The 23,693-nt window shown below is 37.6% G+C and carries 21 protein-coding genes; 8 read left to right on the forward strand and 13 right to left on the reverse strand.

Going from position 1 to position 23,693, the window contains the following annotated elements; genetic code table 11:
• Window positions 1-146: 146 nt before the first annotated feature.
• The 10 genes from HNR69_RS08280 to HNR69_RS08325 all read right to left on the reverse strand — a co-directional run bounded on the left by HNR69_RS08280 (window position 147) and on the right by HNR69_RS08325 (window position 12,428).
• On the reverse strand, window positions 147-1,733 hold the full coding sequence (locus tag HNR69_RS08280; RefSeq protein ID WP_075294158.1) for an FAD-binding protein: 1,587 nt from the start codon (window positions 1,731-1,733) through the stop codon (window positions 147-149).
• Window positions 1,734-1,813: 80 nt separating this feature from the next.
• Window positions 1,814-2,620: an ABC transporter ATP-binding protein gene (locus HNR69_RS08285; RefSeq protein WP_012341601.1), complete on the reverse strand. Its 807-nt coding sequence runs from the start codon at window positions 2,618-2,620 to the stop codon at window positions 1,814-1,816.
• Between the two features lie 3 nt (window positions 2,621-2,623).
• On the reverse strand, window positions 2,624-4,576 hold the full coding sequence (locus HNR69_RS08290; protein ID WP_075294159.1) for a dipeptide/oligopeptide/nickel ABC transporter permease/ATP-binding protein: 1,953 nt from the start codon (window positions 4,574-4,576) through the stop codon (window positions 2,624-2,626).
• The gene (locus HNR69_RS08295) at window positions 4,576-5,529 is read right to left on the reverse strand and encodes an ABC transporter permease (protein ID WP_075294160.1); all 954 of its coding nucleotides are present in this window, start codon (window positions 5,527-5,529) and stop codon (window positions 4,576-4,578) included. The genes HNR69_RS08290 and HNR69_RS08295 overlap by 1 nt, the downstream gene beginning before the upstream one ends.
• A gap of 136 nt (window positions 5,530-5,665) precedes the next feature.
• Window positions 5,666-7,213: an ABC transporter substrate-binding protein gene (locus tag HNR69_RS08300; RefSeq protein WP_370505891.1), complete on the reverse strand. Its 1,548-nt coding sequence runs from the start codon at window positions 7,211-7,213 to the stop codon at window positions 5,666-5,668.
• Window positions 7,214-7,574: 361 nt separating this feature from the next.
• Window positions 7,575-10,181 carry a bifunctional aconitate hydratase 2/2-methylisocitrate dehydratase gene (acnB, locus tag HNR69_RS08305; protein ID WP_075294162.1) on the reverse strand — a complete coding sequence of 869 codons (2,607 nt, stop codon included), beginning with the start codon at window positions 10,179-10,181 and terminating at the stop codon, window positions 7,575-7,577.
• A 174-nt stretch (window positions 10,182-10,355) separates the two neighbouring features.
• Window positions 10,356-10,652, reverse strand: coding sequence for a YciI family protein (locus HNR69_RS08310; RefSeq protein ID WP_075294179.1), 297 nt, complete (start codon window positions 10,650-10,652; stop codon window positions 10,356-10,358).
• Window positions 10,653-10,674: 22 nt separating this feature from the next.
• Window positions 10,675-11,139 carry an acyl-CoA thioester hydrolase YciA gene (gene yciA / locus HNR69_RS08315; protein WP_011609422.1) on the reverse strand — a complete coding sequence of 155 codons (465 nt, stop codon included), beginning with the start codon at window positions 11,137-11,139 and terminating at the stop codon, window positions 10,675-10,677.
• A gap of 9 nt (window positions 11,140-11,148) precedes the next feature.
• On the reverse strand, window positions 11,149-11,688 hold the full coding sequence (locus HNR69_RS08320) for a septation protein A (RefSeq protein ID WP_011609421.1): 540 nt from the start codon (window positions 11,686-11,688) through the stop codon (window positions 11,149-11,151).
• Window positions 11,688-12,428: a hypothetical protein gene (locus tag HNR69_RS08325; protein ID WP_011609420.1), complete on the reverse strand. Its 741-nt coding sequence runs from the start codon at window positions 12,426-12,428 to the stop codon at window positions 11,688-11,690. The genes HNR69_RS08320 and HNR69_RS08325 overlap by 1 nt, the downstream gene beginning before the upstream one ends.
• 275 nt (window positions 12,429-12,703) lie before the next feature.
• Between HNR69_RS08325 and HNR69_RS08330 the strand changes: the two genes are divergently transcribed.
• The 8 genes from HNR69_RS08330 (at window position 12,704) to HNR69_RS08365 (ending at window position 20,047) form a co-directional block, all read left to right on the forward strand.
• Entirely contained in the window at window positions 12,704-13,411 is a 708-nt protein-coding gene (locus HNR69_RS08330; protein ID WP_136122159.1) for an OmpW family outer membrane protein, read from the forward strand.
• A 169-nt stretch (window positions 13,412-13,580) separates the two neighbouring features.
• Entirely contained in the window at window positions 13,581-14,024 is a 444-nt protein-coding gene (locus HNR69_RS08335; protein ID WP_011609418.1) for a DNA polymerase III subunit chi, read from the forward strand.
• 21 nt (window positions 14,025-14,045) lie between these two features.
• The gene (locus tag HNR69_RS08340) at window positions 14,046-14,501 is read left to right on the forward strand and encodes a hypothetical protein (RefSeq protein ID WP_012341610.1); all 456 of its coding nucleotides are present in this window, start codon (window positions 14,046-14,048) and stop codon (window positions 14,499-14,501) included.
• Between the two features lie 164 nt (window positions 14,502-14,665).
• Window positions 14,666-15,415, forward strand: a complete 750-nt coding sequence (locus tag HNR69_RS08345) for a Fic family protein (protein ID WP_075294163.1) — start codon at window positions 14,666-14,668, stop codon at window positions 15,413-15,415.
• A 1-nt stretch (window position 15,416) separates the two neighbouring features.
• Window positions 15,417-15,590, forward strand: coding sequence for a hypothetical protein (locus HNR69_RS08350; protein WP_167591116.1), 174 nt, complete (start codon window positions 15,417-15,419; stop codon window positions 15,588-15,590).
• Window positions 15,591-15,605: 15 nt separating this feature from the next.
• Window positions 15,606-16,418 (forward strand): TdeIII family type II restriction endonuclease, encoded by an 813-nt coding sequence (locus HNR69_RS08355; RefSeq protein WP_075294164.1) that lies wholly within the window; start codon window positions 15,606-15,608, stop codon window positions 16,416-16,418.
• A gap of 2 nt (window positions 16,419-16,420) precedes the next feature.
• Window positions 16,421-17,161, forward strand: a complete 741-nt coding sequence (locus HNR69_RS08360) for a DNA-methyltransferase (RefSeq protein ID WP_075294165.1) — start codon at window positions 16,421-16,423, stop codon at window positions 17,159-17,161.
• A 21-nt stretch (window positions 17,162-17,182) separates the two neighbouring features.
• Complete coding sequence (locus tag HNR69_RS08365; protein WP_075294166.1) at window positions 17,183-20,047, forward strand: valine--tRNA ligase; 2,865 nt, start codon at window positions 17,183-17,185, stop codon at window positions 20,045-20,047.
• Window positions 20,048-20,102: 55 nt separating this feature from the next.
• On the opposite strand, the gene truA is transcribed toward HNR69_RS08365, so the two are convergent.
• From truA to znuA, 3 genes are all read right to left on the reverse strand, one after another.
• Window positions 20,103-20,912, reverse strand: coding sequence for a tRNA pseudouridine(38-40) synthase TruA (gene truA / locus HNR69_RS08370; RefSeq protein WP_075294167.1), 810 nt, complete (start codon window positions 20,910-20,912; stop codon window positions 20,103-20,105).
• Between the two features lie 31 nt (window positions 20,913-20,943).
• A complete protein-coding gene (gene cdd / locus HNR69_RS08375; RefSeq protein ID WP_075294168.1) occupies window positions 20,944-21,855 on the reverse strand; it encodes a cytidine deaminase in 912 nt (303 codons plus the stop codon).
• Between the two features lie 721 nt (window positions 21,856-22,576).
• A complete protein-coding gene (znuA, locus tag HNR69_RS08380; RefSeq protein ID WP_136122271.1) occupies window positions 22,577-23,605 on the reverse strand; it encodes a zinc ABC transporter substrate-binding protein ZnuA in 1,029 nt (342 codons plus the stop codon).
• Window positions 23,606-23,693 lie beyond the last annotated feature (88 nt).

The following is a 23,693-nucleotide window of genomic DNA, read 5'->3' on the forward strand; positions in this document are numbered from 1 at the left end:
GGGTAGGACATACCCGAAGCGTCTATGAAGTGAATCTCAATAGAGATCAGCAGTAGAAACCCGCCGAGAGTAGCCCACAGCTTGCTGTGGGAGCTGGTAGGAATCCCCTGCCTTTAGGGGGGGAGGATGTCAAAAATAACGGTAAATTATTCTTTCAAACTAATTTGATGTGAACCCAAAGATTGTTTACGATTAATCATTGCATGAACTACTAATTGTGCAGTTTTAATAGCATGATAAATTTCAATACTGTGAATCTTTTTGAGATCAATAGGACAATTTTTTTCCAAATGTTGTAGTTGTGTAATTAAACATTGCAAATTTTTTTTAGTTCTATACACATTGGCAAATTGATTCATTAATGATCTTACTTGTCGCAATATTTCACTTGATGAGTGAGCGGATTTTTTCTCTTGATTGGCTAAATGTTGTAAATAGCGTATTCCCTTTAACACATAATGTTCTTTATTTTGTGTAGAAAAGTGCGGTACATTTTCCACAACTTTTTGTATCGCTCTTTTGGCAAACACGAGGCTACCGCCTACAGAGTTCCCTCCTAGACGATTTGCTCCTTCAATACATGCAGAAACTTCCCCTACCGCAAATAACCCCTGTACTGCTGTTTGGGCGTATTCATTGATTTCAATTCCACCGTTGCAACTATGAGCAAAAGGTCGAATTATTACCTGATCTCGTAATAAATGAATATCCATTTCTTTTTCCAGCCAAGTTAAATAGACTTGATAAAATTCCGTTTTATCATGGTAAAGTTCGGGAGAATAATGTAGATACACTCCTTTCTCAGTAGGATTTTCAATCAAATGTTTCATTATTACGAGATCAAATTCAACACTTTGAAAATCCACACTAAAAGGTGCATAGCTACTACGTTGTTGTATCATTTTTTGAAATTGTTGCGGTGATAAATGAGAAAATAAATTCTTACCTTTGCTATCAGTAACCTTTATCAGATATTTTAAAGTATGCTCACCGAACAATACTTTATACTTAGGTTTAACAAAAGCAGGAATGAATTGAATAAATTCAAGATTGGTTAATTTTGCACCTGCTTGATAAGCTACATAGTGGGTCGAACCTATTATATCTGCGGGATAGAGATTGTCTTGATACAACCCCGAAATACCGCCTGTGGCTAATATGATATTATTCGTGTAGCAAAAAATATAGCGAATCTCACCGCTCTTTTGTTGAGCAAAAATAGCACCTTTAATTTGATTTTGTTCAGTAACAATATGTAATAAAACAGAGTTTTCATAAAATTCTATTTGGTGCTGAATTAAAATTTGTTTAGCCCGTTTAGCACTTTGTTTCCAGTTATTAATTAAATAGATCGGGCGAGTATAGTATGCAAAGCAAGCAGGGCGGTTATCTTGTCGTAGCCAAGGAGTAAATCCAATTTTACTCAATAGCTCAATAGCTTGTGGTGATTCTTCCACATAAGCCCTAACAATCTTAGGATTATTTACTCCACAAGCGACTCTCTCAATTTCTTGTTGAAAGAGAATTTTGTCATCGGAATCCCCTGTTATTTGAATACCAAGTGTCGCTTTTAGCGGAAAAAAACTTGCACCTCCACCTATGATTGATTTGCTAATTAAAATCGGATTAAGTCCTTTTGCTTTTGCCTCAACACAGCATGCTAACCCTGCAATACCAGCTCCAACAATCAATAATTCCGTTTCAATTTGGTGGTGAAATTTAATATTTGTCATAATCTATAAATCTTTTATTAAAGATAAATTCAATGCCCACATCACAAAAATATCAGCAATATCTTCTGCTTAATTAACTACTACAATAATGATGGTGCTGCATTGAGCAAAATTTTGGTATATTCCTGTTGTGGATTATCAAAAACGTCCATTGCATCACCTTGTTCTACAATCAAGCCTCCATTCATCACCACAATACGATCAGATACTTGACGAACAGTTTGTAAATCATGAGAGATAAACACCATTGCGAGATTTAACTCTTTTTTAAGATCGGCAAGTAAATTTAACACTTGAGCCCGTACAGACACATCAAGGGCAGAAGTAGGTTCATCCGCTACGATTAACTTTGGGTTTAATGCCAATGCACGAGCAATAGCAACTCGTTGTTTTTGTCCACCCGACAGTCGTGTAGGTTCAACCAATGCTGCAGAGCGAGGTAATCCCACTCGGAAAAGAAGTTCATACACCCGTTTTTCACGTTCATGGGGGTGCAGTACATTATGGATATTCATTGGATCTTTTAATATATCTATTACTCGCATTCTTGGATTAAGTGCGGTGGCAGGATCTTGAAAAATCACTGAAACTTGTCGTCCGAATTGTTTGCGAGCCTCTGCACTTCCGTATTTCATCTTTAAACCGTTAAATTTTACTGTGCCAGAAGAGGGTTTTTGTAAACCAATCATAACATTGGCGAGCGTTGATTTACCGCAACCTGATTGTCCCACTAAACCCAAAGTTTCTCCTGCCTGAATATTTAGGCTAATACCATCTATAGCAGTAAATTTTTTCGGATTAAATATTGAACCATCACGGGAAGGAAATTGCACCACAATATCTTGTAATTCAATGATTGGTTGTTTTTTTAACACTTTCATACTCATGTTTTAATTCTCCAAATGCGATGCCCATAAATGTTTCGGATTATCTTCTGCTTGTACTAATTTCAAATGTTGATTTGGATTTGCATTAGGACGAAGAGAACGACTGGCAAATCGATCTCCTTCAGCAAAATCAAAAGGCGATGGTACACTGCCAGGAATTTGATACAAGCGTTCCGCTCTACACTCAGTAGAAAGTACTGAACCCAGCAACCCTCTAGTGTATTCATGCATTGGATTCATTAATAATGAACTTGTTGGAGCGACTTCTACTACCTGCCCTGCATACATTACTGTAATATGATGAGCGATTTGTGCTACTAAGGCTAAATCATGGCTAACAAAAACCATAGCAAAGCCCAATTTTTCTCGTAATTCATTAAGTAATTTAATTACTTCTGCCTGCACTGTTACATCAAGTGCGGTAGTAGGTTCATCAGCAATCAATAATTTCGGTTCTCTAGCCAATGCCATTGCAATTAATACTCGTTGACGTTGTCCGCCCGATAATTCGTGGGGATAGCGATTTAACGTTTTTTCAGGCTCTAATTTAACCCATCGTAAAAGTGTTTCCGCACTTTTTTTTCCGCCACGCTGAATCAGTTGTGCCATTTGATCTTTAATTCGCATTGATGGGTTTAACGCACTTAAAGCATCTTGATAAATCATAGAAATTTCGTGACCACGTAAATCATTTAATTTATCTGTTTTCAATAAATCATGTTGATTTCCTGCACGATCTGTAAAAAGTATTTCTCCTGTAATCTTGGCTGTTTTAGGCAATAATCCCATAATGGAAAATGCAGAAATTGATTTACCACAGCCTGACTCGCCTACCAGCCCCATAGTTTCACCTTCATGAACAGTAAAACTAATATTATCCACTAGTGGAATATCACCATAACGATTTGGAAAACGAATAGATAAATTCTTTACTTGCAAAATTGGCTTCATTGCTGAATTAAGTTGCATTCTATCAGTACGTTCCGATTCTTTTTGATTTAATTTTAATAAATAACGTTTAAGTGCTAAACTTTCCGCCATAGCTTCTTGTACATCGGTAGCAAGAGGCTTTGATACATCACCTTTGTTATTTGGATTACGTTTAAGTTTTGGATTCACGAGAGCATCAGTTAGTCCTTCTGACAAAATATTAAGTGATAAAACGGTCAACAAAATCATTAATCCAGCAAAGGTAGTGGCCCACCAAAAGCCACTTAATACTAAATTTCGACCTTCGGATAAAACATTTCCCCAAGATGGATAAGGGGGTTGTACTCCGGCTCCTAAGAAGGAAAGAGAAGCTTCCAATACAATTGCATCTGCTACCATCACTGTAGCAAAAACCAAAACAGGGGCGGCAGTATTGCGAACTACATGCTTTAATAAAATATAGCTTCTACTGCCACCAATTACTCGCTCCGCTCTAATATAATCTTCTTCCCACTGAGAAACTACATTAGCTCGTACAACCCTTGCTAACTGTGGCGTATAAACTACTGCGATAGTTAAAATAATAATCGGAACAGAGTTACCAAAAGTAGCCAATAATACCGCAGCTAATGCAATTCCCGGAAATGCCATTAAAATATCCATTAGACGCATGATGACTTCATTACCAAATTTACTCGCTGTAGCAGCGGTTGCACCTAGTATGCTACCAAAAATTATTGCAAAACCTACCGCACCTAAGCCAATAAACAATGATGTTCTTGCACCAAACACTAAACGAGAGAAAATATCTCGTCCTAGACGATCTGTGCCAAACCAATAGTCACTATTTGGTGCTTGCACCGGTCGTAAGGTTTGTAATGGATCATAAGGAGAAACCCAAGGTGCAAAAATAGCAATTAATGCAATCAACATGATAAACATTAAAGCAATTTTAGAGGCCATTGATAACGCTTTGAATCTTGCTCCGCCTTGAGCAAGTCTTTCGGCTAATCCTTGACGAAACATCATAAACTCCGAATTTTTGGATTGATCACAAGGTACAATACATCAACGATAATATTGACCAATACAAAACTAAAGGCGATTGTTAGTACAACACCTTGTACTAAATGCAAATCATGATTGACGATACCGTTAAAAATTAATTTTCCCATACCTGGCAGGTCAAAAATTTGCTCAATAACTACCGCACCTCCCAGCAAATAACCAATTCTTAACCCCAATACAGTAACGGGGGTAATCAACGCATTTCGTAATACATTATGACGAATAACGGTTGCATAAGGAACGCCATTACCAATGGCTGTTCGCACATAATCTTTATCCATTTCTTCCACCATCGTAGTTCGTACAACCCGAATTAGAGATGCACACACAGGTACAGCTAAAGCGAGTGAAGGCAAAATCATCGAATAAAAATAACCGCTCGGATCTTCACTAAAAGAAGTAAATCCGCCGGAAGGTAACCAATCCAGTTCCAGTGCAAAATATTGAATTAACAAAATCCCAAGCCAAAAAGAAGGTGTTGCTACTGCGGCTACCGATAATAAACGAATAATTTGATCAATCCACGTATCACGGTAAAGTGCGGCAATAACCCCTAAAGTAAAGGAAACTATTGCAGCGAGGAATACACCGATAAAAGTCAGCTGTAAAGTTAATGGAAAGGCTTTCGCAATCAAAGAAGTAATAGGTTGTTCGGGCGGTGTTGTCATACCGAAATCTAAGTGAATTAAATTTCCGATAAAACGAAAATATTGCACAATTACGGGATCATTTAAACCGTGCTGTTCTCGATAAAGTTGCTTTGCCGCCTCACTTGCACCTTCCCCTAATGCAACAGTGGCAGGATCACCCGGTGTAAATTGCAAGATAATAAAAACCAAAGCACTCACACCTAATATCATTATGGGTAATGCCGCTAAACGACGAAGTAATAAGCGAAAGACAATTTCCATTATTTTTCTCCAACTATACAAACCAAGTCAGTAGAATGAATCTGCTGTCAATAAAGATAGGGCTGTTAATCATAACCACATATAAATGACCGCACTTTCTGCTCATTAAAAACAAGCAGAAAGTGAGAAAAGTTAATTATTTGCGACCTACACCAATAAATGAAAGTCCGGTAGTTGGAATTGGTTGGAAACCATCCAGTGATTTGTTATTCCAAGCGGTTGGTAATTTACGGTGCAAAATTGGATAAAGCGGTACTTGTTCAGCAATAAGATTAATAGCCTGAGTCCAAGCCGCTTTTGCATCTGATGGCTGTTTTGCTTTAATTGCATCATCAAGTAATAATTGCAATTTCGCATATTCAGGGGTATCTGACCAACCGAAGCGTTTTTTCGGCCAAACATCACCACGATACCACCAGCTCAATAAGAGATCCAAATCGTTGCTAAATACTGATGGATCCCCCGGTGCCATTACGACTTCATAATTTCCTTTGTCTACGTAACCACCATACAATGCTCCAGATTGTAGATGCTGTAAAGTTACTTTCACACCCGGAATTTTATTCCAAGATTCTAAAACTAAAGGGGCACATTCTTTTATCCAAGAATGATCTGTAGAAAGCAATTGAAACTCTAATTTATTCAGACCTGCTTCTTTTAAAAGTGCGGTGGCTTTTTCAGGATTATAATCATACTGGGTTGAAGCCTTGACATAATCAGGATGCGTATCTTGAGTGTAAGAAGTGGCAGCTTTTGCATTACCTAAGAATACAATATCAATTAATTTTTGTGTATCCAGTGCATAGTGTAAAGCTTGACGTACTTTGGGATTGTTAAATGGGGCTTTCTTACAATTAAACATTAAGAATAACAATCCGAAAGATTGCACGGATTCAACCGCACTTTTACGTTTTAAGCGAGATGCGTCTAAATAAGGAACACTTTCCATTGCTTGAGTACGTCCGGACTCTTGTGCCGCTGTGCGAGCGGCATCATCGGATAGTAAAAACCATGTCATTTTTTCTACACGAGCAGGATATGGACCGTTATAAGCATTGTGTGCTGCAAATACAATGCGATCGTCTTTTACGGCTGAAACAAATTTATATGGTCCGGATCCTACCGGATTTGCATCAAATACCGTTTGTCCTACAGCCTCAATCACATGTTTAGGTACAATTTTTACAATACCTAATCGCAATTTAAAAAGAGAAAACGGGTACTTCAACTTAAATTCTACCACTGTATCATCTAAAGCGTTGACTGAATCAATAAACGGAATGAATTGTATAAATAGTGAAGCATTTTTTGGATCTAAAATACGCTGATAAGAATATACTATATCCTCTGTGGTAACAGGTGTACCATCGTGGAAAGTCGCACCGTCACGTAATGTAACACGCCATGTTATATCATCAACTTGTTCAGGTTCTTTTGCAGCTAAGGCGAGATAAGGTTCACGGGTGGCAGGGTGTAAATCCACTAATCCTTCAAAAAAGTGCATGTTGGCGGCAAAGGAAGAGGCTCCACTGGAAGTGGACGGATCAAAACCGGTTGATAGGGGATAAGCTATTCCTGCTTCAATGCTACTACCTGTTGTTGAAGTGGCCTTCGCCTTAGAAACAAAACTACCTAATGTACCGCTAAAGGCAATTCCTGCACCGACACCAGCCAATACTTTCATGAAATTACGGCGAGATTCATTTTCAATGTAATTTGTCATACATGCTCCTTAAAAGTCTATTTTGCACACACTTATTGAGATTAATACAACGTTCCTTACACTTACACAGAATATCATTCCCTAAAATGAAGTAAATTAATCACAATATAAATTAAAATGAATTGGATTAATCATAATCGTTTAGAGCAAACAGTCAAGAACATATGTAAAGTAAAATCTATGTTTGTGAACTAGGTCACGAAATAACGGAAATCTCAATTTGATTAAAGAGTTAACTACTATCTAAAAGCCCCTGTCAGCTATAGGGAAACTTGATGAATATAAAGTGGCTAATTAGCCACTTTATATTTGCATCTGATATTTAAACAAATGTTTTAAAGATGACATTATCCGCTTTCTGAATATAACTATTCATTTGATCAAAATTCATATAGCGATAGGTATCGTCTTTATCTTGTTGCAAATTTTGAACAAAATCTAAATATTCAGATGGGGTAGGTAATTTACCTAACAATGCAGAAACGGCTGATAATTCTGCCGAGGCGAGATACACATTTGCTCCTTGTCCTAAACGATTTGGGAAGTTTCTAGTTGATGTTGAAACTACCGTCGCACCATCGGCAACACGAGCTTGGTTTCCCATACAAAGAGAACAACCCGGTACTTCAATTCTTACCCCACTTTTACCATAAATGCTGTAATAACCTTCGTCACTAAGCAACTTAGCATCCATTTTAGTAGGGGGAGCAAGCCATAGCCTTGTTGGAATTGTACCGTTAAAGCGAGCTAATAATTTACCTGCTGCACGGAAATGACCAATATTCGTCATGCAAGAACCGATGAATACTTCATCAATTTTGTCGCCCTGAACTTCAGAAAGTAAACGAGCATCATCAGGATCATTCGGGGCACATAAAATAGGCTCCTTGATTTCATTGAGATCAATTTCAATAACAGCCGCATATTCGGCATCTTTATCCGCCTCTAATAGTTGAGGATTCATTAACCAATTTTCCATTGCTCGAATACGGCGTTCAAGGGTACGGACGTCACCATAGCCTTCGGCAATCATATATTTAAGTAGAACAATATTAGATTGTAAATATTCGATAATAGGTTCTTTAGCAAGTTTAATCGTACAAGCAGCTGCGGAGCGTTCAGCGGAGGCATCGGACAGTTCAAATGCTTGCTCTACCTTTAATTGCTCCAAGCCTTCGATTTCTAAAATACGACCTGAAAAAATGTTCTTTTTACCTTTCTTTTCTACGGTAAGCAATCCTTGTTTAATCGCATAATAAGGAATGGCATGAACCAAGTCTCGTAATGTAATCCCTGCTTGCATTTCACCTTTAAAACGCACTAAAACGCTTTCAGGCATATCCAAAGGCATTACTCCGGTTGCCGCCGCAAAAGCGACCAGTCCGGAACCTGCCGGGAAAGAGATACCTATTGGAAAACGGGTATGAGAATCTCCGCCGGTTCCTACTGTGTCAGGTAATAACATACGATTTAACCATGAATGGATAACGCCATCGCCAGGACGTAAAGATACGCCTCCTCGATTCATAATAAAATCGGGTAAGGTATGATGAGTAACCACATCAACAGGTTTTGGATAGGCGGCAGTATGACAGAAAGATTGCATCACTAAATCAGCCGAAAAACCTAAACAAGCCAAATCTTTAAGCTCATCTCGGGTCATAGGTCCTGTAGTATCCTGTGAGCCAACGGAAGTCATTCGAGGTTCACAATATTGTCCGGGACGAATACCCTCTACACCGCAAGCTCGCCCCACCATTTTTTGTGCCAAAGTGAAACCTTTTTGATTTTGCACCGCACTTTGTGGTTTGGCAAAAACATCGCTTTCAGGCAATCCTAATGCAACTCTTGCTTTGTGAGTTAAGCCTCGCCCGATAATCAATGGAATACGTCCACCGGCACGAACTTCGTCTAATAACACATTAGTTTTTAAGCTAAATTCAGCTAAAATATCATTACTGTCATGACGACAAATTTTGCCTTCATAAGGATAAACATCGATGACATCGCCCATATTTAAACGGCTGACATCTACTTCAATTGGCAATGATCCGGCATCTTCTAGCGTATTAAAGAAAATAGGTGCAATTTTTCCCCCTAACACCACACCGCCGGCACGTTTATTCGGAATATAAGGAATATCTTCCCCCATAAACCATAAAACTGAGTTAGTCGCAGATTTACGTGAAGACCCAGTTCCCACAACATCGCCTACATAAACCAACGGAAAGCCTTTTTGTTTCAGTGTTTCTAATTGTTTGATTGGACCAATATTACCATTATCATCCGGTTTAATGCCTTCTCGGGCATTTTTTAACATAGCAAGAGCATGTAATGGAATATCAGGACGAGACCAAGCATCTTGTGCTGGCGAAAGATCATCAGTATTAGTTTCACCGCTCACCTTAAATACGGTTAAGGTTAATTTTTCTGCAAGTTGAGGGCGAGATAAAAACCATTCAGCATTAGCCCAAGATTGCAAAATCTGTTGTGCAAAAATGTTACCGTTTTCTGCTCGTTGTGCGACATCATGAAAATTATCAAACATCAGCAAAGTAGAAGACAACGCTTTCACTGCTATAGGTGCTAATTCAGGATTATCAAGTGCGGTCAATAATGGCTCAATATTGTAACCACCTTGCATAGTTCCCAAAATTTCTACTGCTTTGCTGGGTGAAATTAATTTACAAGTTACCGCACTTTGTGCCAGTGCGGCTAAAAAACCGGCTTTAACATAAGCAGCTTCATCAACACCAGCAGGAATACGATTCTCAAATAAATCAAGTAGGAAATCTTCTTTTCCTATCGGGGGATTTTTCAATAATTCAATTAATTGAGCTGTTTGCTCTGCATCTAAAGGTTTAGGGACGACGCCTTGTTTAGCTCGTTCATCGACATGTTTTTGGTAAGTTTGTAGAAAATCGCACATTATTCACTCCATTAAGATTGTTGAGTAGAGAAAAGAGAAAGTGCGGTCATTTTTGTTAAAAAATTGTAATACAAATAGACCGAATTCATCATAATACGGAATTTATAGATGAACAATAGAAAAAAGACGATTATTAAAAAATAACCGCCTTTTTTAAAGTAGAACACAAAATGTTTAAAAGACTTTTTTAAATGGTTTAATGATGACTTTATCATATACACCGGCTGCAATATAAGGATCTGTATTTGCCCATTGCTCCGCTTCTTCTAAGCTATTGAATTTTGCAATAACAGTTGAACCGGTAAAACCTGCTTCTCCAGGATTTTCATCATCTATAGCAGGATTAGGTCCCGCAGTTAATAACCTATCTTCAGCTTGTAATTGTTTTAAACGTTCAAGGTGTTGTTCTCTGACGGATAAGCGTAATGCTAATGTATCAGGTTTATCTTGAGCAAAAATAACATAGTACATCATGGTTTATTTCTCCTATTTATTATGAGTTATTTGCTGAAATTTGTGCCAATGCTTTTTCTACTTCCGGATTATTGTCTCTTGGTATGGCTCGAGGTTTACCTTGTGCATCTACGGCAACAAAAGTGAAAACAGCTTCCGTTACACAATAGCGTTCACCAATAGGTTCGCTGGCAACCTTTTTGACCCATACTTCAATTTTGATTTGAACGGAAGAGCGGCCAATTTTTACACATTCCCCATAACAGCAAACCACATCGCCGACAGCAATAGGTTTGATAAATGTCATACTGTTTACAGCTACTGTTACAACACGTCCATGAGCAATTTCTTTAGCTAAAATGGCACCGCCTATATCCATTTTTGACATAATCCAACCGCCGAAAATATCGCCATTCGCATTCGTATTTGAAGGCATAGCTAAGGTACGTAATAAGAGAACTCCCTTCGATTGACGACCTGTATTAGTTTCAATAAATACTGACATAGATTTTCCTTATTCTTGTTCTGATTTAGGTAAATAACGATAAATATAAACACCGGTTACTAATGTTGCAATCAGTGTCATGCCGAGAATGCCGAAGGTTTTAAAATCAACCCAGATGTCATCAGAAAGATACTGGCTTATGTAAAGATTAATCAGCATACAAAGTAAGAAAAAGACTGCCCAACCTAAATTGAGGTTATGCCAAACATAAGTGGGAAGCTGAATTTCTTTGCCTAATAATTGTTGGATTAAAGGTTTTTTAAAACCATATTGGCTGACAAGCAAAATCAAGGAAAAAAGGGCATAAACAACGGTAACTTTCCATTTTAAAAATTCCAATTCATTAAAATAGGCACTTAGAGAACCGAAAAAAACTACCGCACTTCCCATAATAAGTTGCTGTTTCTCAATTTTTCCATATTTAAGTTTTAAAATCATGAGTTGAATTAACGTTGCAATAATCAGCGTAATGGCAGCGGCTTGAATACCTTGTAATTTGTAAACAGCAAAGAATAAGATCAATGGGATAAATTCTAATAGTTGTTTCATTATTGTCCCCTTTGTTGCATAAAGAGAGTGTAAAAACGGTAAGTGAAAATTAATAGAAATACCTCTGCAAGGGAAATTATTGCAGTGATTAAGATTTCCATAAACAGATTATGACTGAGAAATAGCGAAAGCTGTCTTAATAAAAAAGGCAATAGGCAATTGATTAAAGTATATAAGAATAACAGGTGTGTGCGTTTTACTCCGCTTTTCCACATTGTTTTTAAACTTTGACTAATGGAGTGATTATGTATGAGGTAATGGACATTGAGTAAATTAAGACGCACAAACACAAATATACCTAATGCGAGTGCAAATAAAGAAAAGATAGAAGGTGATTTGTGCATGATAGCTGAAACTAGAATTTCACTTGTACCGATACCCAAAGGAATAGCTATTAATATATTGAGTAACAAAAGCCCTCCGAAACGTTTAGTTGTCGATATAACGCTTTGAGACAGTTGCGGTTCGATATGTTGACTGAGTTGGTGAATGGTTAATATTCCCCAAGCAGAAATAAACATTCTCAATAAACCCGATATGAACAGGTAATGACTGAGTTGCAAAGTTTCCGTATTTGATATTGTTTCTGATAGCTCAAGCGTGTCTGTTTGTATTGACTGTTTAAAAAATAAAGCAAATACAGAAACAATAAATAAAAGAGCGGTAAATTGTAGCGTGATTTTTTGTTGATTGCGTACAAAGTTCCAACAATCTTGAAATATATGAGTAAAATTAATCATTCAAAAATCCATAAATAAAAGCAAACGTTACGCATTATACTGTGTTTACAGCCGAAAGTATAAAAATCCTTATTACAGACCTTAATCATACTAAAGAGGAGATTTAAACTTTTAGTAAGCTGATTGTAGCGATTTTAAAAAAATTTTTAACAAAATTTTATAAATTTGATCTAGTTCACGGAAATAATACCTCTTAAGTGGTATTGTACCCGCCGATTGCATAAATCGGCAATTTTTATTGTGAGCAAATATTCTAAATAGATGAGGAATTTTCTATGAAAAAAACAGCATTAGTACTTAGCGTGGCGGCTGCATTGGTGGCAGGAAGTGCAACAGCACATGAAGCAGGCAGTTTTATTGTTCGGGGTGGTCCTATTTTAGTTGTGCCGAAAACATCAACAAACCATGATACGTTTAAGTTTGATGTAAACAAAAATGCCCAATTGGGGTTAACCGGAACCTATATGATGACAGATAACTTCGGGGTTGAGTTATTAGCTGCAACACCGTTTCATCATAAAATTACATTAGGTAGTACCTTAGTAGGTAAAACAAAACATTTACCGCCAAGCCTATATTTACAATATTATTTCTTAAACAAAGATTCTAAAGCACGTCCTTATATTGGTGCCGGTGTGAACTATACTAAATTCTTTGGTGAAAAAGCGATAATGGCAAATGTTTCCAATCTTAAATTAAAAGATTCTTGGGGAGCAGTATTTAACGCAGGGGTAGATATTCAATTGTCCGATAATCTTTATTTAAATACCGCTGTTTGGTATGCGAAAATTAAAACAAAAGCAAGTTTTAATAAGGCGAATGGGGGGGGCGTTCCAGGAGTTGGAGTTCCAGGAGTTGGAGTTCCAGGAGTTGGAGTTCCAGGAGTTGGAGTTCCAGGAGCGGTTTCCTCTGAACAACATCATAAAGTCGATGTAACCCTTGACCCAATGGTATTTTTCATCGGTTTAGGTTGGAAATTCTAAGCAGAGAAAAATATTGTTGAAGGCATGACCAAAAGGTGATGCCTTTATTTTTTTCTCAAAATGACCGCACTTTTATGGAAATAGCGTATAAAGTAAAAATTAATGTTTTCTCTTTACATGATTTTCGTTAGAATTCGGCATTCGTCCATTTTTAGTTATTACAACAATAATGATCAAGCAAGCTCAATTTTATATTCTTTCTCAACAACAAGGAAAAAACGGACTTTTTGCGGAAGAAAGTCTTGCTTGCGATCTTGCCGCCTCCGCTTGGCGGTTGGGGAAAAAAGTATTAATCACTTGTGAAACGGAAGAGCAGGCATTAAAACTTGATGAAGCTTTATGGCAAAGAGATCCTGATGAATTTGTACCGCACAATTTATCCGGTGAAATGACTTCATACGTAACGCCGATAGAGATTTCTTGGCAAGGGAAACGTAATACGCAACGACGGGATATACTGATTAATCTGCAATCTCAATTACCTGATTTTATTATGAGTTTTAATCAGCTAATTGATTTTGTGCCAGTTGATGAGCAGTTAAAAATTCTTGCGAGAGAACGCTATAAATCGCTTCGTTCGCAAGGTTGGCAATTACAAACAGAAAATATGTAAATTTTTATAAGGAGTTTTTTTATGAAATCTAAAATTTTGGCTACCACACTCGTTGGATTGCTATTCGGATTGGTTGCTTGTGAAAAATCACAAGAAAGTGTATCAACCGAAAAAATGGATAACAAGCAGACGGAGCAAGTTGAACAAAAACAACTGGAAAGTGCGGTGGAAAACAGCACTGAAACACCTGTGCAACATGTTCAAACTGATAAGATGTCAGAAGGAATGAAATCAACAACCGAAGAAGCTAGCACTGATTCAGCAATAAACCAAGAAAAATTAGCTGAAAATAAAGTTAAACAGGTTGAAGCTAAAAAAGTAGCGGAAAAAAATGAAACCAAAAAAGTTATTGCGATTTTAGAAAAACAATACCAAAGCCTTCATTGCACCGATGGAAATAAAAGCGAATTTTGTGTAGAAGAAGCACAACGCTTAAAAAGTGAAATTGAACGACTAAAATCTCAATTGCGTAAATAGAAAGATGAGTAGTCGTTAGATTTAAGACATCTACGCTAGATAATCTCTTCTCTCTAGGCGGTAAGTTAGAAAAATAACAAGCCGTAGAATGGCTAATTTATGCCCAGCTTCACACGGTTTCTAATGGGGAAAGAGCGGTTAGATTTTCGGGAAATTTTGCAAAAATGAATCGTAAATTAATCCAAATCGATCAGCTAAAAAATCAGCTTACACAATATCGTCCGCTTTCTGAATCCGAAGTAAAGCGTCTGCGAGAAGAATTTATTATTGAAAGCTCATATAATTCCAATGCGATTGAAGGCAATACCATTACCCTGCGTGAAACAGTGCTGATTTTAAAAGAGGGAATGACGATTGCGGAAAAGTCATTACGAGAACATTTGGATATTATCGGTTTTAAAGATGCTTTTAACTATATTTATGAATTGGTAGCCCATAATGAACCGTTAAGCGAGCGAACCATTAAAGATATTCATTCGCTTGTTTTAATGAATAATGCCGAAAGCCGAGGCGTTTATCGTAAAATTCCGGTGCGTATTTTAGGGGCGGAAAACGAACCGACAGCTCCTTATTTAATTGCTGAAGAAATGCAGTCATTGATTGAAAAATATCAACAAAAACTGACCGCACTTCACCCCATAGAAGCAATTAGTTGGTTGCATTTAGCCTTTGAAAGTATTCACCCGTTTATTGACGGCAACGGACGCACAGGGCGATTACTGATTAATTTTGAATTATTGAAACACGGCTATTTACCTGTTGATATTAAATTTACTCATCGAGCAAACTATTACCAATGTTTTGATGATTTCCATAAAAATCAGCAGGATATAAGTCGTTTGGTTGAATTGATTAGTCGATATGAATTAACGGAACTGGAAAGATATTTGGCGATTTTGGAACAGAGGACATAAAATGACAAGCCGTGAAGAATTACTCAAAAAACAGCGTGAGCTAGATATTCTTTTTACCGCTTGGTTTGAAGAAAAGAAAAAGCACGAAGTGCTGACTTATCGTCGTGAAAATGGGGATTTGATTCAGCATTATCCGGACGGACGTGAAGAAATTATTAAAGAATCTAACAAATGAAGTGAGTAAATTTTTATGGAAGATCTAAAAAGAAAAGCTATTCAAGGTATGGTGGACTCTGCTATTCAAAGCTTTGCTACTGGATTATTAAGCAGATACTCTAATGAAGTAAATGATCCAGAAGGAGTTATTAACGCTAAAAAGAATAATTGTTTTATGGCAGAATTAGGCGAAGAATTTATGTTCTACTCTGCATTTGTTAGAAGCTTTGATTCTTCTTTTGGTAATGTTTTAGAAAAACTTGGAAATAATATTGCAACCTTATCTTATACAGTAAAAGGAAACATAAATTCCTTTATTCTTCCTGAGCAGATACAGAGAACTTCATCTATTCTTGATGGATATTTTAAGCACGAATATAAGCCTGCAAGAGAACATTATGAGAGTTTTAGCTGTTTATATCCAAAAGACATTACTAGCTTCAAAACAACTCACGTTACAGATCATTATTTCGTCAATGAAGAAACAAATGAACATTTCTTAATAGAATTGAAAGCATCAGGTGATCTTGATAATAAAAAATCAAAAGCAGAAAAGAATGCTCTTTTAGATGAATATTTTCTACTTAAAAATCTTCTTCTTAATGATAATAGTGCTACTATTAGAATATATTTTGCAACAGCCTATAATAAATTTGGAGAAGGTAAAGAATGGAAACAAGAGAGAGTCAAGCAGTTTTTTGCAGAAGATGAATTATTGATCGGAACTGATTATTGGAACTTTGTATGTAATGATAAAGATGGATTTGATATTGTATTTGAACAATATCAAAAATCTGCTCTGAAAATAAAAGAATCATTAGATAAAATTAAAAAACTGTATTTTTGATTATGATTGAAGTTGATAAAATAAGTAAATTTAGCTTGTTGCAAGGAGATTGTTTTGAGAAATTAAAAGATCTTCCTGATAATAGTATAGATCTTATTCTTACTGATCCGCCATATAATTTAGCTCAATATAGTACAGGAAATATGAAATTTGATTGGAGAAGTGAAGTCAATAATGATGTTGCTGTATGGGATGAGGAGCCATTAAATCCTAATCGACTATTATCTGAGTTTAAGCGAGTTCTCAAACCAAATGGAAATATATTTATATTTTGTAGCTATAACTTATTAGGGGAGTATCATAAAGTATTCGATCCTGAATTTGACACATTTCAGTTTATGGTATGGCATAAAACTAATCCTATCCCAAACATTAGGAAGTCTTCATTTTTAAATAGCTGCGAACTAATAGTATGTTGCTGGAATAAAGGGCATACTTGGAATTTTTCCAAACAAAATGAAATGCATAATTTTATTGAAAGCCCTATTTGCATGGGAAAGGAAAGAATAAAAGATAAGGCAGGTAAAAGATTACACCCAACGCAAAAACCAGTAAAAATTCTAAAAAGAATTATTGAAATTGCTTCGAATCCAAATGATATTGTTTTAGATTGCTTTAATGGGGTTGCTTCTACGGGAGTAGCCGCATTAGAGCTTAATAGAAGATATATTGGAATAGAAATTGATGAGAAATACTATAATGCCAGTCTTGACAGATTAAATTCATCAATAAAACTGATTTGATATATATTAGAGAAAAAACCAATGATCCAAAACTTCACAATGGAAGATCGTTTCAACCCTTCCGCCGTAGAGCAAGCACTCTACCAACACTGGGAATCACAAGGCTATTTTAAGCCGAATGAAAACCCGAATGTTCCAAGTTACTGCATCGCTATTCCGCCACCGAATGTAACGGGGAGTTTGCATATGGGACACGCTTTCCAGCAGACATTGATGGATACCTTAATCCGTTTCAACCGTATGGAAGGTAACAACACCCTTTGGCAGGCGGGGACTGACCACGCGGGGATTGCGACCCAAATGGTGGTGGAGCGTAAAATCGCAGCCGAAGAGGGCAAAACCCGCCACGATTATGGGCGTGAAGCCTTTATCAACAAAATCTGGGATTGGAAAGCCTATTCGGGCGGTACCATCAGCCAGCAAATGAGACGACTTGGTAACTCAATCGACTGGGATCGTGAGCGTTTTACGATGGACGAAGGCTTGTCTAATGCGGTGAAAGAAGTGTTTGTTCGCTTACACGAAGAAGGCTTGATTTACCGTGGCAAACGCCTAGTAAACTGGGATCCGAAACTGCACACTGCCATTTCCGATCTTGAAGTTGAAAACAAAGAGAGCAAAGGCTCGCTTTGGCACTTCCGCTATCCGCTTGCTAACGGTGCGAAAACCGCTGAGGGCTTAGATTATTTAGTGGTGGCGACCACTCGTCCTGAAACAATGTTGGGCGATACAGCGGTTGCGGTTCACCCCGAAGATGAGCGTTATCAATCGCTGATTGGCAAAACGGTCGTGCTACCGCTTGCCAACCGTGAAATTCCGATTATTGCCGATGAATATGTGGATCGTGAGTTCGGTACCGGCGTGGTAAAAATTACCCCTGCACATGACTTTAACGACTACGAAGTGGGCAAACGCCACGCCTTGCCGATGGTAAATGTGATGACGCTCAATGCCGATATTCGTGCGGAAGCAGAAATTATCGGCACAGACGGAAAAACTCTCGAAAATTACACCGCACTTATTCCACAGGACTATCAAGGCTTAGAGCGTTTTGTGGCTCGTAAGAAAATCGTGGCTGATTTTGAGGCTCTCGGCTTATTAGACCAAATCAAACCGCACGACTTAAAAGTCCCTTACGGTGACCGTGGTGGCGTGCCGATTGAGCCGATGCTGACCGATCAATGGTATGTGAGCGTGAAACCGCTTGCCGAAGTCGCCACCAAAGCGGTGGAAAACGGCGAAATCCAATTCGTACCTAAACAGTATGAAAATCTTTACTTCTCTTGGATGCGTGATATTCAAGATTGGTGTATTTCTCGTCAACTTTGGTGGGGACATCGTATTCCGGCTTGGTATGATGAACAAGGCAATGTCTATGTTGCTCGAGATGAAGCGGAAGTGCGGTCAAAATACGGCTTAACTTCAGACGTAGCGTTAAAACAGGATGAAGACGTATTAGACACTTGGTTCTCGTCCGGATTATGGACATTCTCAACACTTGGCTGGCCTGAGCAAACCAAAGAACTGAAAATATTTCACCCGACCGATGTATTAATCACCGGTTTTGACATCATCTTCTTTTGGGTAGCAAGAATGATTATGTTCACGATGCACTTCATCAAAGATGAAAACGGCAAACCGCAAGTACCGTTTAAAACCGTTTATGTAACAGGTTTAATTCGTGATGAACAAGGGCAAAAAATGTCCAAATCCAAAGGGAACGTGTTAGACCCGATTGATATGATTGATGGTATCAGTCTTGAGGATTTGCTTGAAAAACGCACCGGCAATATGATGCAACCACAATTGGCGGAAAAAATTGCTAAAGCAACTCGTAAAGAATTTGAACATGGCATTTCTGCACATGGAACGGATGCGTTACGCTTTACCCTTGCGGCGTTAGCGAGCAATGGACGTGATATCAATTGGGATATGAAACGTTTGGAGGGCTACCGCAATTTCTGTAATAAATTATGGAATGCTAGTCGTTATGTATTAACCCACGAAAAATTGGATCTAAGTGAGGGCGAAGCGGAATATTCGTTGGCGGATCGTTGGATTGAGAGTCAATTCAACCGCACTATAGACGCATTTCGCACCGCACTTAAGCAATACCGTTTCGATTTAGTGGCAAATACGATTTACGATTTTACTTGGAATCAGTTCTGCGATTGGTATTTAGAGCTAACCAAGCCTGTATTTGCTCATGGTACGGATGCTCAAAAACGTGGTACAAGTCGCATGCTTCTCAATATATTAGAGAAATTATTGCGTTTAGCACATCCAATTATTCCATTTATCACGGAAGAAATTTGGCAGAAATTGAAGGGTGTAATGAAGTTATCAGGCGATACCATTATGTTACAACCATTTCCACGCATAGAGGAAAATCGGCTTGATCTAGAGGCGGAAAGCCAAATGAATTGGTTAAAAGAAGTGATTGTAGCGGTGCGTAATATTCGTGCGGAATGCAATATTTCACCGAGTCATGCGTTGGAACTGTTGCTGAGAAACATTTCAGAGGAAACAAAAATTTGCCTTGAAAATAACCGCACTTTATTACAATCTATGGCAAAATTGTCTACGATTACTTTACTGGACGTCAATGAAGAACCGCCACTTTCGGTCACGAAACTGGTTGAAAATAATGAAATTTTTATTCCAATGGCAGGTTTTATTAATAAAGAGCAAGAACTCACAAGATTGACTAAAGAAATTGAAAAATTGAAAGGTGAAATTGTTCGAATTGAAAACAAACTCAGCAATGAAGCCTTTATTACCAAAGCACCGGAGCAAGTTATCGCTAAAGAGCGGGAAAAAATGCAGGGGTATTTGGATAATATAGAAAAACTTCAACAGCAATATCAGGCGATTGAGATGTTGTAAGTATTTAGGTCGATATTTGATCTCCCGCCGTCAAATGGCGGTCGGGAGATCGATGTTAATCGTGGTGAAAATCTATCTTAGGTTCTCCCAAGAATAACGGACCGAGTGGATTTTTAGGCAAATTGAAGTGATTAGGATACTTCACCTCTACCAAATATAAACCATCAGGTTTAGCAGTTGGTGCGGCTAAAGTGCGGTCTTTTTGAGTTAAAAGCCAATCCATCCATTCAACCGGCTGTTTTCCGCTTCCAATTTCTAAAAGACTGCCGACAATATTGCGTACCATATGATGCACAAAAGCGTTAGCTTGAATATCCACAATAATGTAATTGGCTTGGCGAAAAACATGGAGATGATGAATATTTCGCCATGGTGTATTGGACTGGCATTGTGCGGCACGAAATGAAGAAAAATCATGTTCCCCCAATAAATACTGTCCTGCTTGGTGCATTAAACGATGATCCAATGCAACGTGATGATGAGTAACTCCAGTGGGAAAAAGAGCGGAACGTAGCGGATGATTATAAATTAAATAACGATAACGCCTTGCTGTGGCACTGAAACGAGCATGAAAATCCTCACTGACGACCTTTGCCCAACGTACCGCAATATCAGCAGGTAAATTGGCATTAAGACCGAATGTCCATGCTTTTTCAGAGCGAATCGCTTTCGTGTCAAAATGTACCACTTGACCGGTAGCATGAACACCCGAATCCGTTCTACCCGCACAATATATTTGACAAAATTCATTTGCAACAAAACTGACCGCACTTTCCAGTTTTTCCTGTACACTTGTGACATTCGCTTGACGTTGCCAACCGAAATAATGTGTACCGTTATATTCAATACCTAATGCTATTTTCATATTATTTTATCTGTATAAGCTGAAACCCATTTTATGATACTTGAATATAGTCGAGCGGTATATCACCTAAATACGCCAATAGTTCTTCTGTCATACCACGATATGACAACCTGAAAGGTTGTTCAACCAATACCGCTCGAGCAATATTTTCCACCTCATTTCCATCTAAAATTAAATAATTCAATGCTGTTTGTAGTGGCGGTAAAGAGGGATTAAATGCGGCATTTTCAGCATAACTGCCTTGAAAAATCTGTTGATCTTGCAATTGCAATGCAATACCTGAATAGGTTTTGGAATAAGGAGCATGAGATTGATTAGCAGCATCAAGTGCGGCTTGAATTAACGGATCTTCCGTTATCAAAAACAAATTATGTGCTTTTTTATCAAATAGACGATTATCTATCTGTAAATTATGGGGTCCAAAAGCATCCGGCAAATAGTGATGTAATAAATTATCCTGACTATGTGGCAAATGAATGCGTAATGTTTCCGCACTGTTAAGTTCATTCATAAATTGGCGACAATGTCCACAAGGTGTGTAATTGACGGTAATCTCTGTTATTTTACTTTCACGACGCATCCAAGCATGAGAAATTGCACTTTGCTCCGCATGAACGGTTTGCTGAATGTTTGTGGTACAAAATTCTTGATTAGCACCAAAATAAAAGCTGCCTGACTCTCCTTTAGCAATTGCCCCCACACTGAAATGGGAGATTGTGGGATTAGCATAACACGCACTGACGGGTAATAATATTAAAGCCAATTCTTTGTCCGTCATATGATATTTTTCGCAAAAATGGTTTACTGTGAATGCGGGTAGAAAGCCCTGAAAATTCCGTTCGCCTAAGATATACCACAGATCCTGAGCTAATTTTCTGTTTTCAATTTGATTTAAAGCCTGTTTAATCCGATCAGATATATGTTTTAATGAATGATGTGTCATCATAAATCCTTGTTGAATATTGAGATTGGGTTGAATGTGCCAAACATTTAAAATAACGTCAAGTAGATGTTTTGATTGTATCTTATTATTTTTGGCTGAAAATATTTTCCAATTATAACAAGTTAAACACTTTTAATATTTCATCAAAAATATAATTTTCTGCATTGAAATAGTTACTCTTTTTTAAACGACATAGCATAACTCGCCATAAAATTGGATCTTTAATTTTTACGCTGACTATGCTGTATAGGATGATATTTTTTCAATTTACAAGAGCATTACTACATTCTATTTCTAATTTTACACAACGTTAGTATATAAAAGTGGTTAACGCTAAAAGGTACCGTTCAACATGCTTCATTATTTTTGTTTTACCGTTAAAACAGACAAAAAACGTAGCAGATACTGAGATATGCAACTGCTACGTAATACTTGAAATTAACCCACTTTAAAGTGGGTTAAATTTATTGACATCCTCCCCTAGCTAAAGCAAGGAGATTCCTACCAGCTCCCATTGAAAGCAATGGGCTACTCTCGGTGGGTTTCTGCTGCTGACCGCCAATGCGATTCACTTCACAGACGCTACGGGCACGTCCTGCCCTGATTATGCCGTCATTGAGAGTCTAAAGCGACCTCTGTTAGCAGTAAGAAGTATATCATTTTGTGCCTTATATCCACGCTCTAAAGGACGTGGTTTTACGGCACTGTCTGATAAAAAGGTTTATTTCAAGCAACTAAAATAGCTATCTGCGGTATATTGTAAGAAATTGGCATAGGAATTTTTACCTAATTTAACTTTGTCACCCATCGGATCCAAGCGTCCAACGTTTACACCTGTTGCTTTACCTAAACTTTCAATTACTTTTGGTGTAAATTGCGGTTCTGCGAATAAGCAATTTACTTTATGCTCAGTAATTTCTTCCTTAATTTTAGCTAATGTTTTTGCCCCCGGTGCAACTAATGGATTAATAGTGAAATAGCCTACTTGATTTAATCCATAAGCGTTATTGAAATAGCTGTAAGCATCATGGAAAACATAAAATCCTTTTTCTTTTACTGAAGCTAATTGCTTTTTAATTTCGTTATTTTTTGCTGCTAAAGTGCGGTTAAATTCAGCAAGATTTTTTTCAATCAATGCTTTTTTGGCCGGATATTGTATTGACAATTTCTCTGCTACTTTTTGTGCAACAATTTTGCTAATTTCCGGTGAGTACCAAACATGCCAATTAATGCCCAATTCATCATGTTCATGATTGTGTCCATGCTTGTGTTCATGGTCATGTTTGTGGTCGTGATCATGATCGTGGTCATGGTCGTGGTCGTGGTCATGGTCGTGGTCGTGGTCGTGGTCATGGTCATGGTCGTGGTCATGGTCATGGTCGTGATCATGATGATGGCCTGTCATTAAAAGTCCTTTAGTATTAATTTCTGAAATTTCAGCAATGGTAACTACTTTTTTCGGATCTATACCACGTAAAGTTGCATGATCTAAAAACGCATCCACATCTTCGCCAATCCAAACAACTAAATCTGCTTTTTTTAGTTTTTGAATATCGGAAGGGCGGAAACTATAGTCGTGTGGCGATGCACCCGGTGGAACAATAACTTGGGTATCAGTTACACCATCAGCAATAGATGAAGCGATAAAACCTAAAGGTTTAATTGATGTTACTATGCTAGCATTTGCCACAGCAGATAAAGAAAAAAGTGCTGTACTAATTAATGCTTTTTTAAAGGTAAAATTAGACATTGGAATACTCCTTTTCATGATTAATAACGATTTTAAAAGACGGACTAGGTTATCACTTTTTCATCAAATTGCTAGAATTTTTACAAAA

It is taken from the genome of Histophilus somni, from assembly GCF_014202395.1.
Lineage (GTDB): Bacteria > Pseudomonadota > Gammaproteobacteria > Enterobacterales > Pasteurellaceae > Histophilus > Histophilus somni.

Excerpts from the sequence above, each read along its gene's own strand:
- HNR69_RS08280 (WP_075294158.1), bottom strand. The coding sequence starts at position 1,733 with ATGACAAATATTAAATTTCACCACCAAATTGAAACGGAATTATTGATT.
- HNR69_RS08285 (WP_012341601.1), bottom strand. The coding sequence starts at position 2,620 with ATGAGTATGAAAGTGTTAAAAAAACAACCAATCATTGAATTACAAGAT.
- HNR69_RS08290 (WP_075294159.1), bottom strand. The coding sequence starts at position 4,576 with ATGTTTCGTCAAGGATTAGCCGAAAGACTTGCTCAAGGCGGAGCAAGA.
- HNR69_RS08295 (WP_075294160.1), bottom strand. The coding sequence starts at position 5,529 with ATGGAAATTGTCTTTCGCTTATTACTTCGTCGTTTAGCGGCATTACCC.
- HNR69_RS08300 (WP_370505891.1), bottom strand. The coding sequence starts at position 7,213 with ATGAAAGTATTGGCTGGTGTCGGTGCAGGAATTGCCTTTAGCGGTACA.
- acnB (WP_075294162.1), bottom strand. The coding sequence starts at position 10,181 with ATGTGCGATTTTCTACAAACTTACCAAAAACATGTCGATGAACGAGCT.
- HNR69_RS08310 (WP_075294179.1), bottom strand. The coding sequence starts at position 10,652 with ATGTACTATGTTATTTTTGCTCAAGATAAACCTGATACATTAGCATTA.
- yciA (WP_011609422.1), bottom strand. The coding sequence starts at position 11,139 with ATGTCAGTATTTATTGAAACTAATACAGGTCGTCAATCGAAGGGAGTT.
- HNR69_RS08320 (WP_011609421.1), bottom strand. The coding sequence starts at position 11,688 with ATGAAACAACTATTAGAATTTATCCCATTGATCTTATTCTTTGCTGTT.
- HNR69_RS08325 (WP_011609420.1), bottom strand. The coding sequence starts at position 12,428 with ATGATTAATTTTACTCATATATTTCAAGATTGTTGGAACTTTGTACGC.
- HNR69_RS08330 (WP_136122159.1), top strand. The coding sequence starts at position 12,704 with ATGAAAAAAACAGCATTAGTACTTAGCGTGGCGGCTGCATTGGTGGCA.
- HNR69_RS08335 (WP_011609418.1), top strand. The coding sequence starts at position 13,581 with ATGATCAAGCAAGCTCAATTTTATATTCTTTCTCAACAACAAGGAAAA.
- HNR69_RS08340 (WP_012341610.1), top strand. The coding sequence starts at position 14,046 with ATGAAATCTAAAATTTTGGCTACCACACTCGTTGGATTGCTATTCGGA.
- HNR69_RS08345 (WP_075294163.1), top strand. The coding sequence starts at position 14,666 with ATGAATCGTAAATTAATCCAAATCGATCAGCTAAAAAATCAGCTTACA.
- HNR69_RS08350 (WP_167591116.1), top strand. The coding sequence starts at position 15,417 with ATGACAAGCCGTGAAGAATTACTCAAAAAACAGCGTGAGCTAGATATT.
- HNR69_RS08355 (WP_075294164.1), top strand. The coding sequence starts at position 15,606 with ATGGAAGATCTAAAAAGAAAAGCTATTCAAGGTATGGTGGACTCTGCT.
- HNR69_RS08360 (WP_075294165.1), top strand. The coding sequence starts at position 16,421 with ATGATTGAAGTTGATAAAATAAGTAAATTTAGCTTGTTGCAAGGAGAT.
- HNR69_RS08365 (WP_075294166.1), top strand. The coding sequence starts at position 17,183 with ATGATCCAAAACTTCACAATGGAAGATCGTTTCAACCCTTCCGCCGTA.
- truA (WP_075294167.1), bottom strand. The coding sequence starts at position 20,912 with ATGAAAATAGCATTAGGTATTGAATATAACGGTACACATTATTTCGGT.
- cdd (WP_075294168.1), bottom strand. The coding sequence starts at position 21,855 with ATGACACATCATTCATTAAAACATATATCTGATCGGATTAAACAGGCT.
- znuA (WP_136122271.1), bottom strand. The coding sequence starts at position 23,605 with ATGTCTAATTTTACCTTTAAAAAAGCATTAATTAGTACAGCACTTTTT.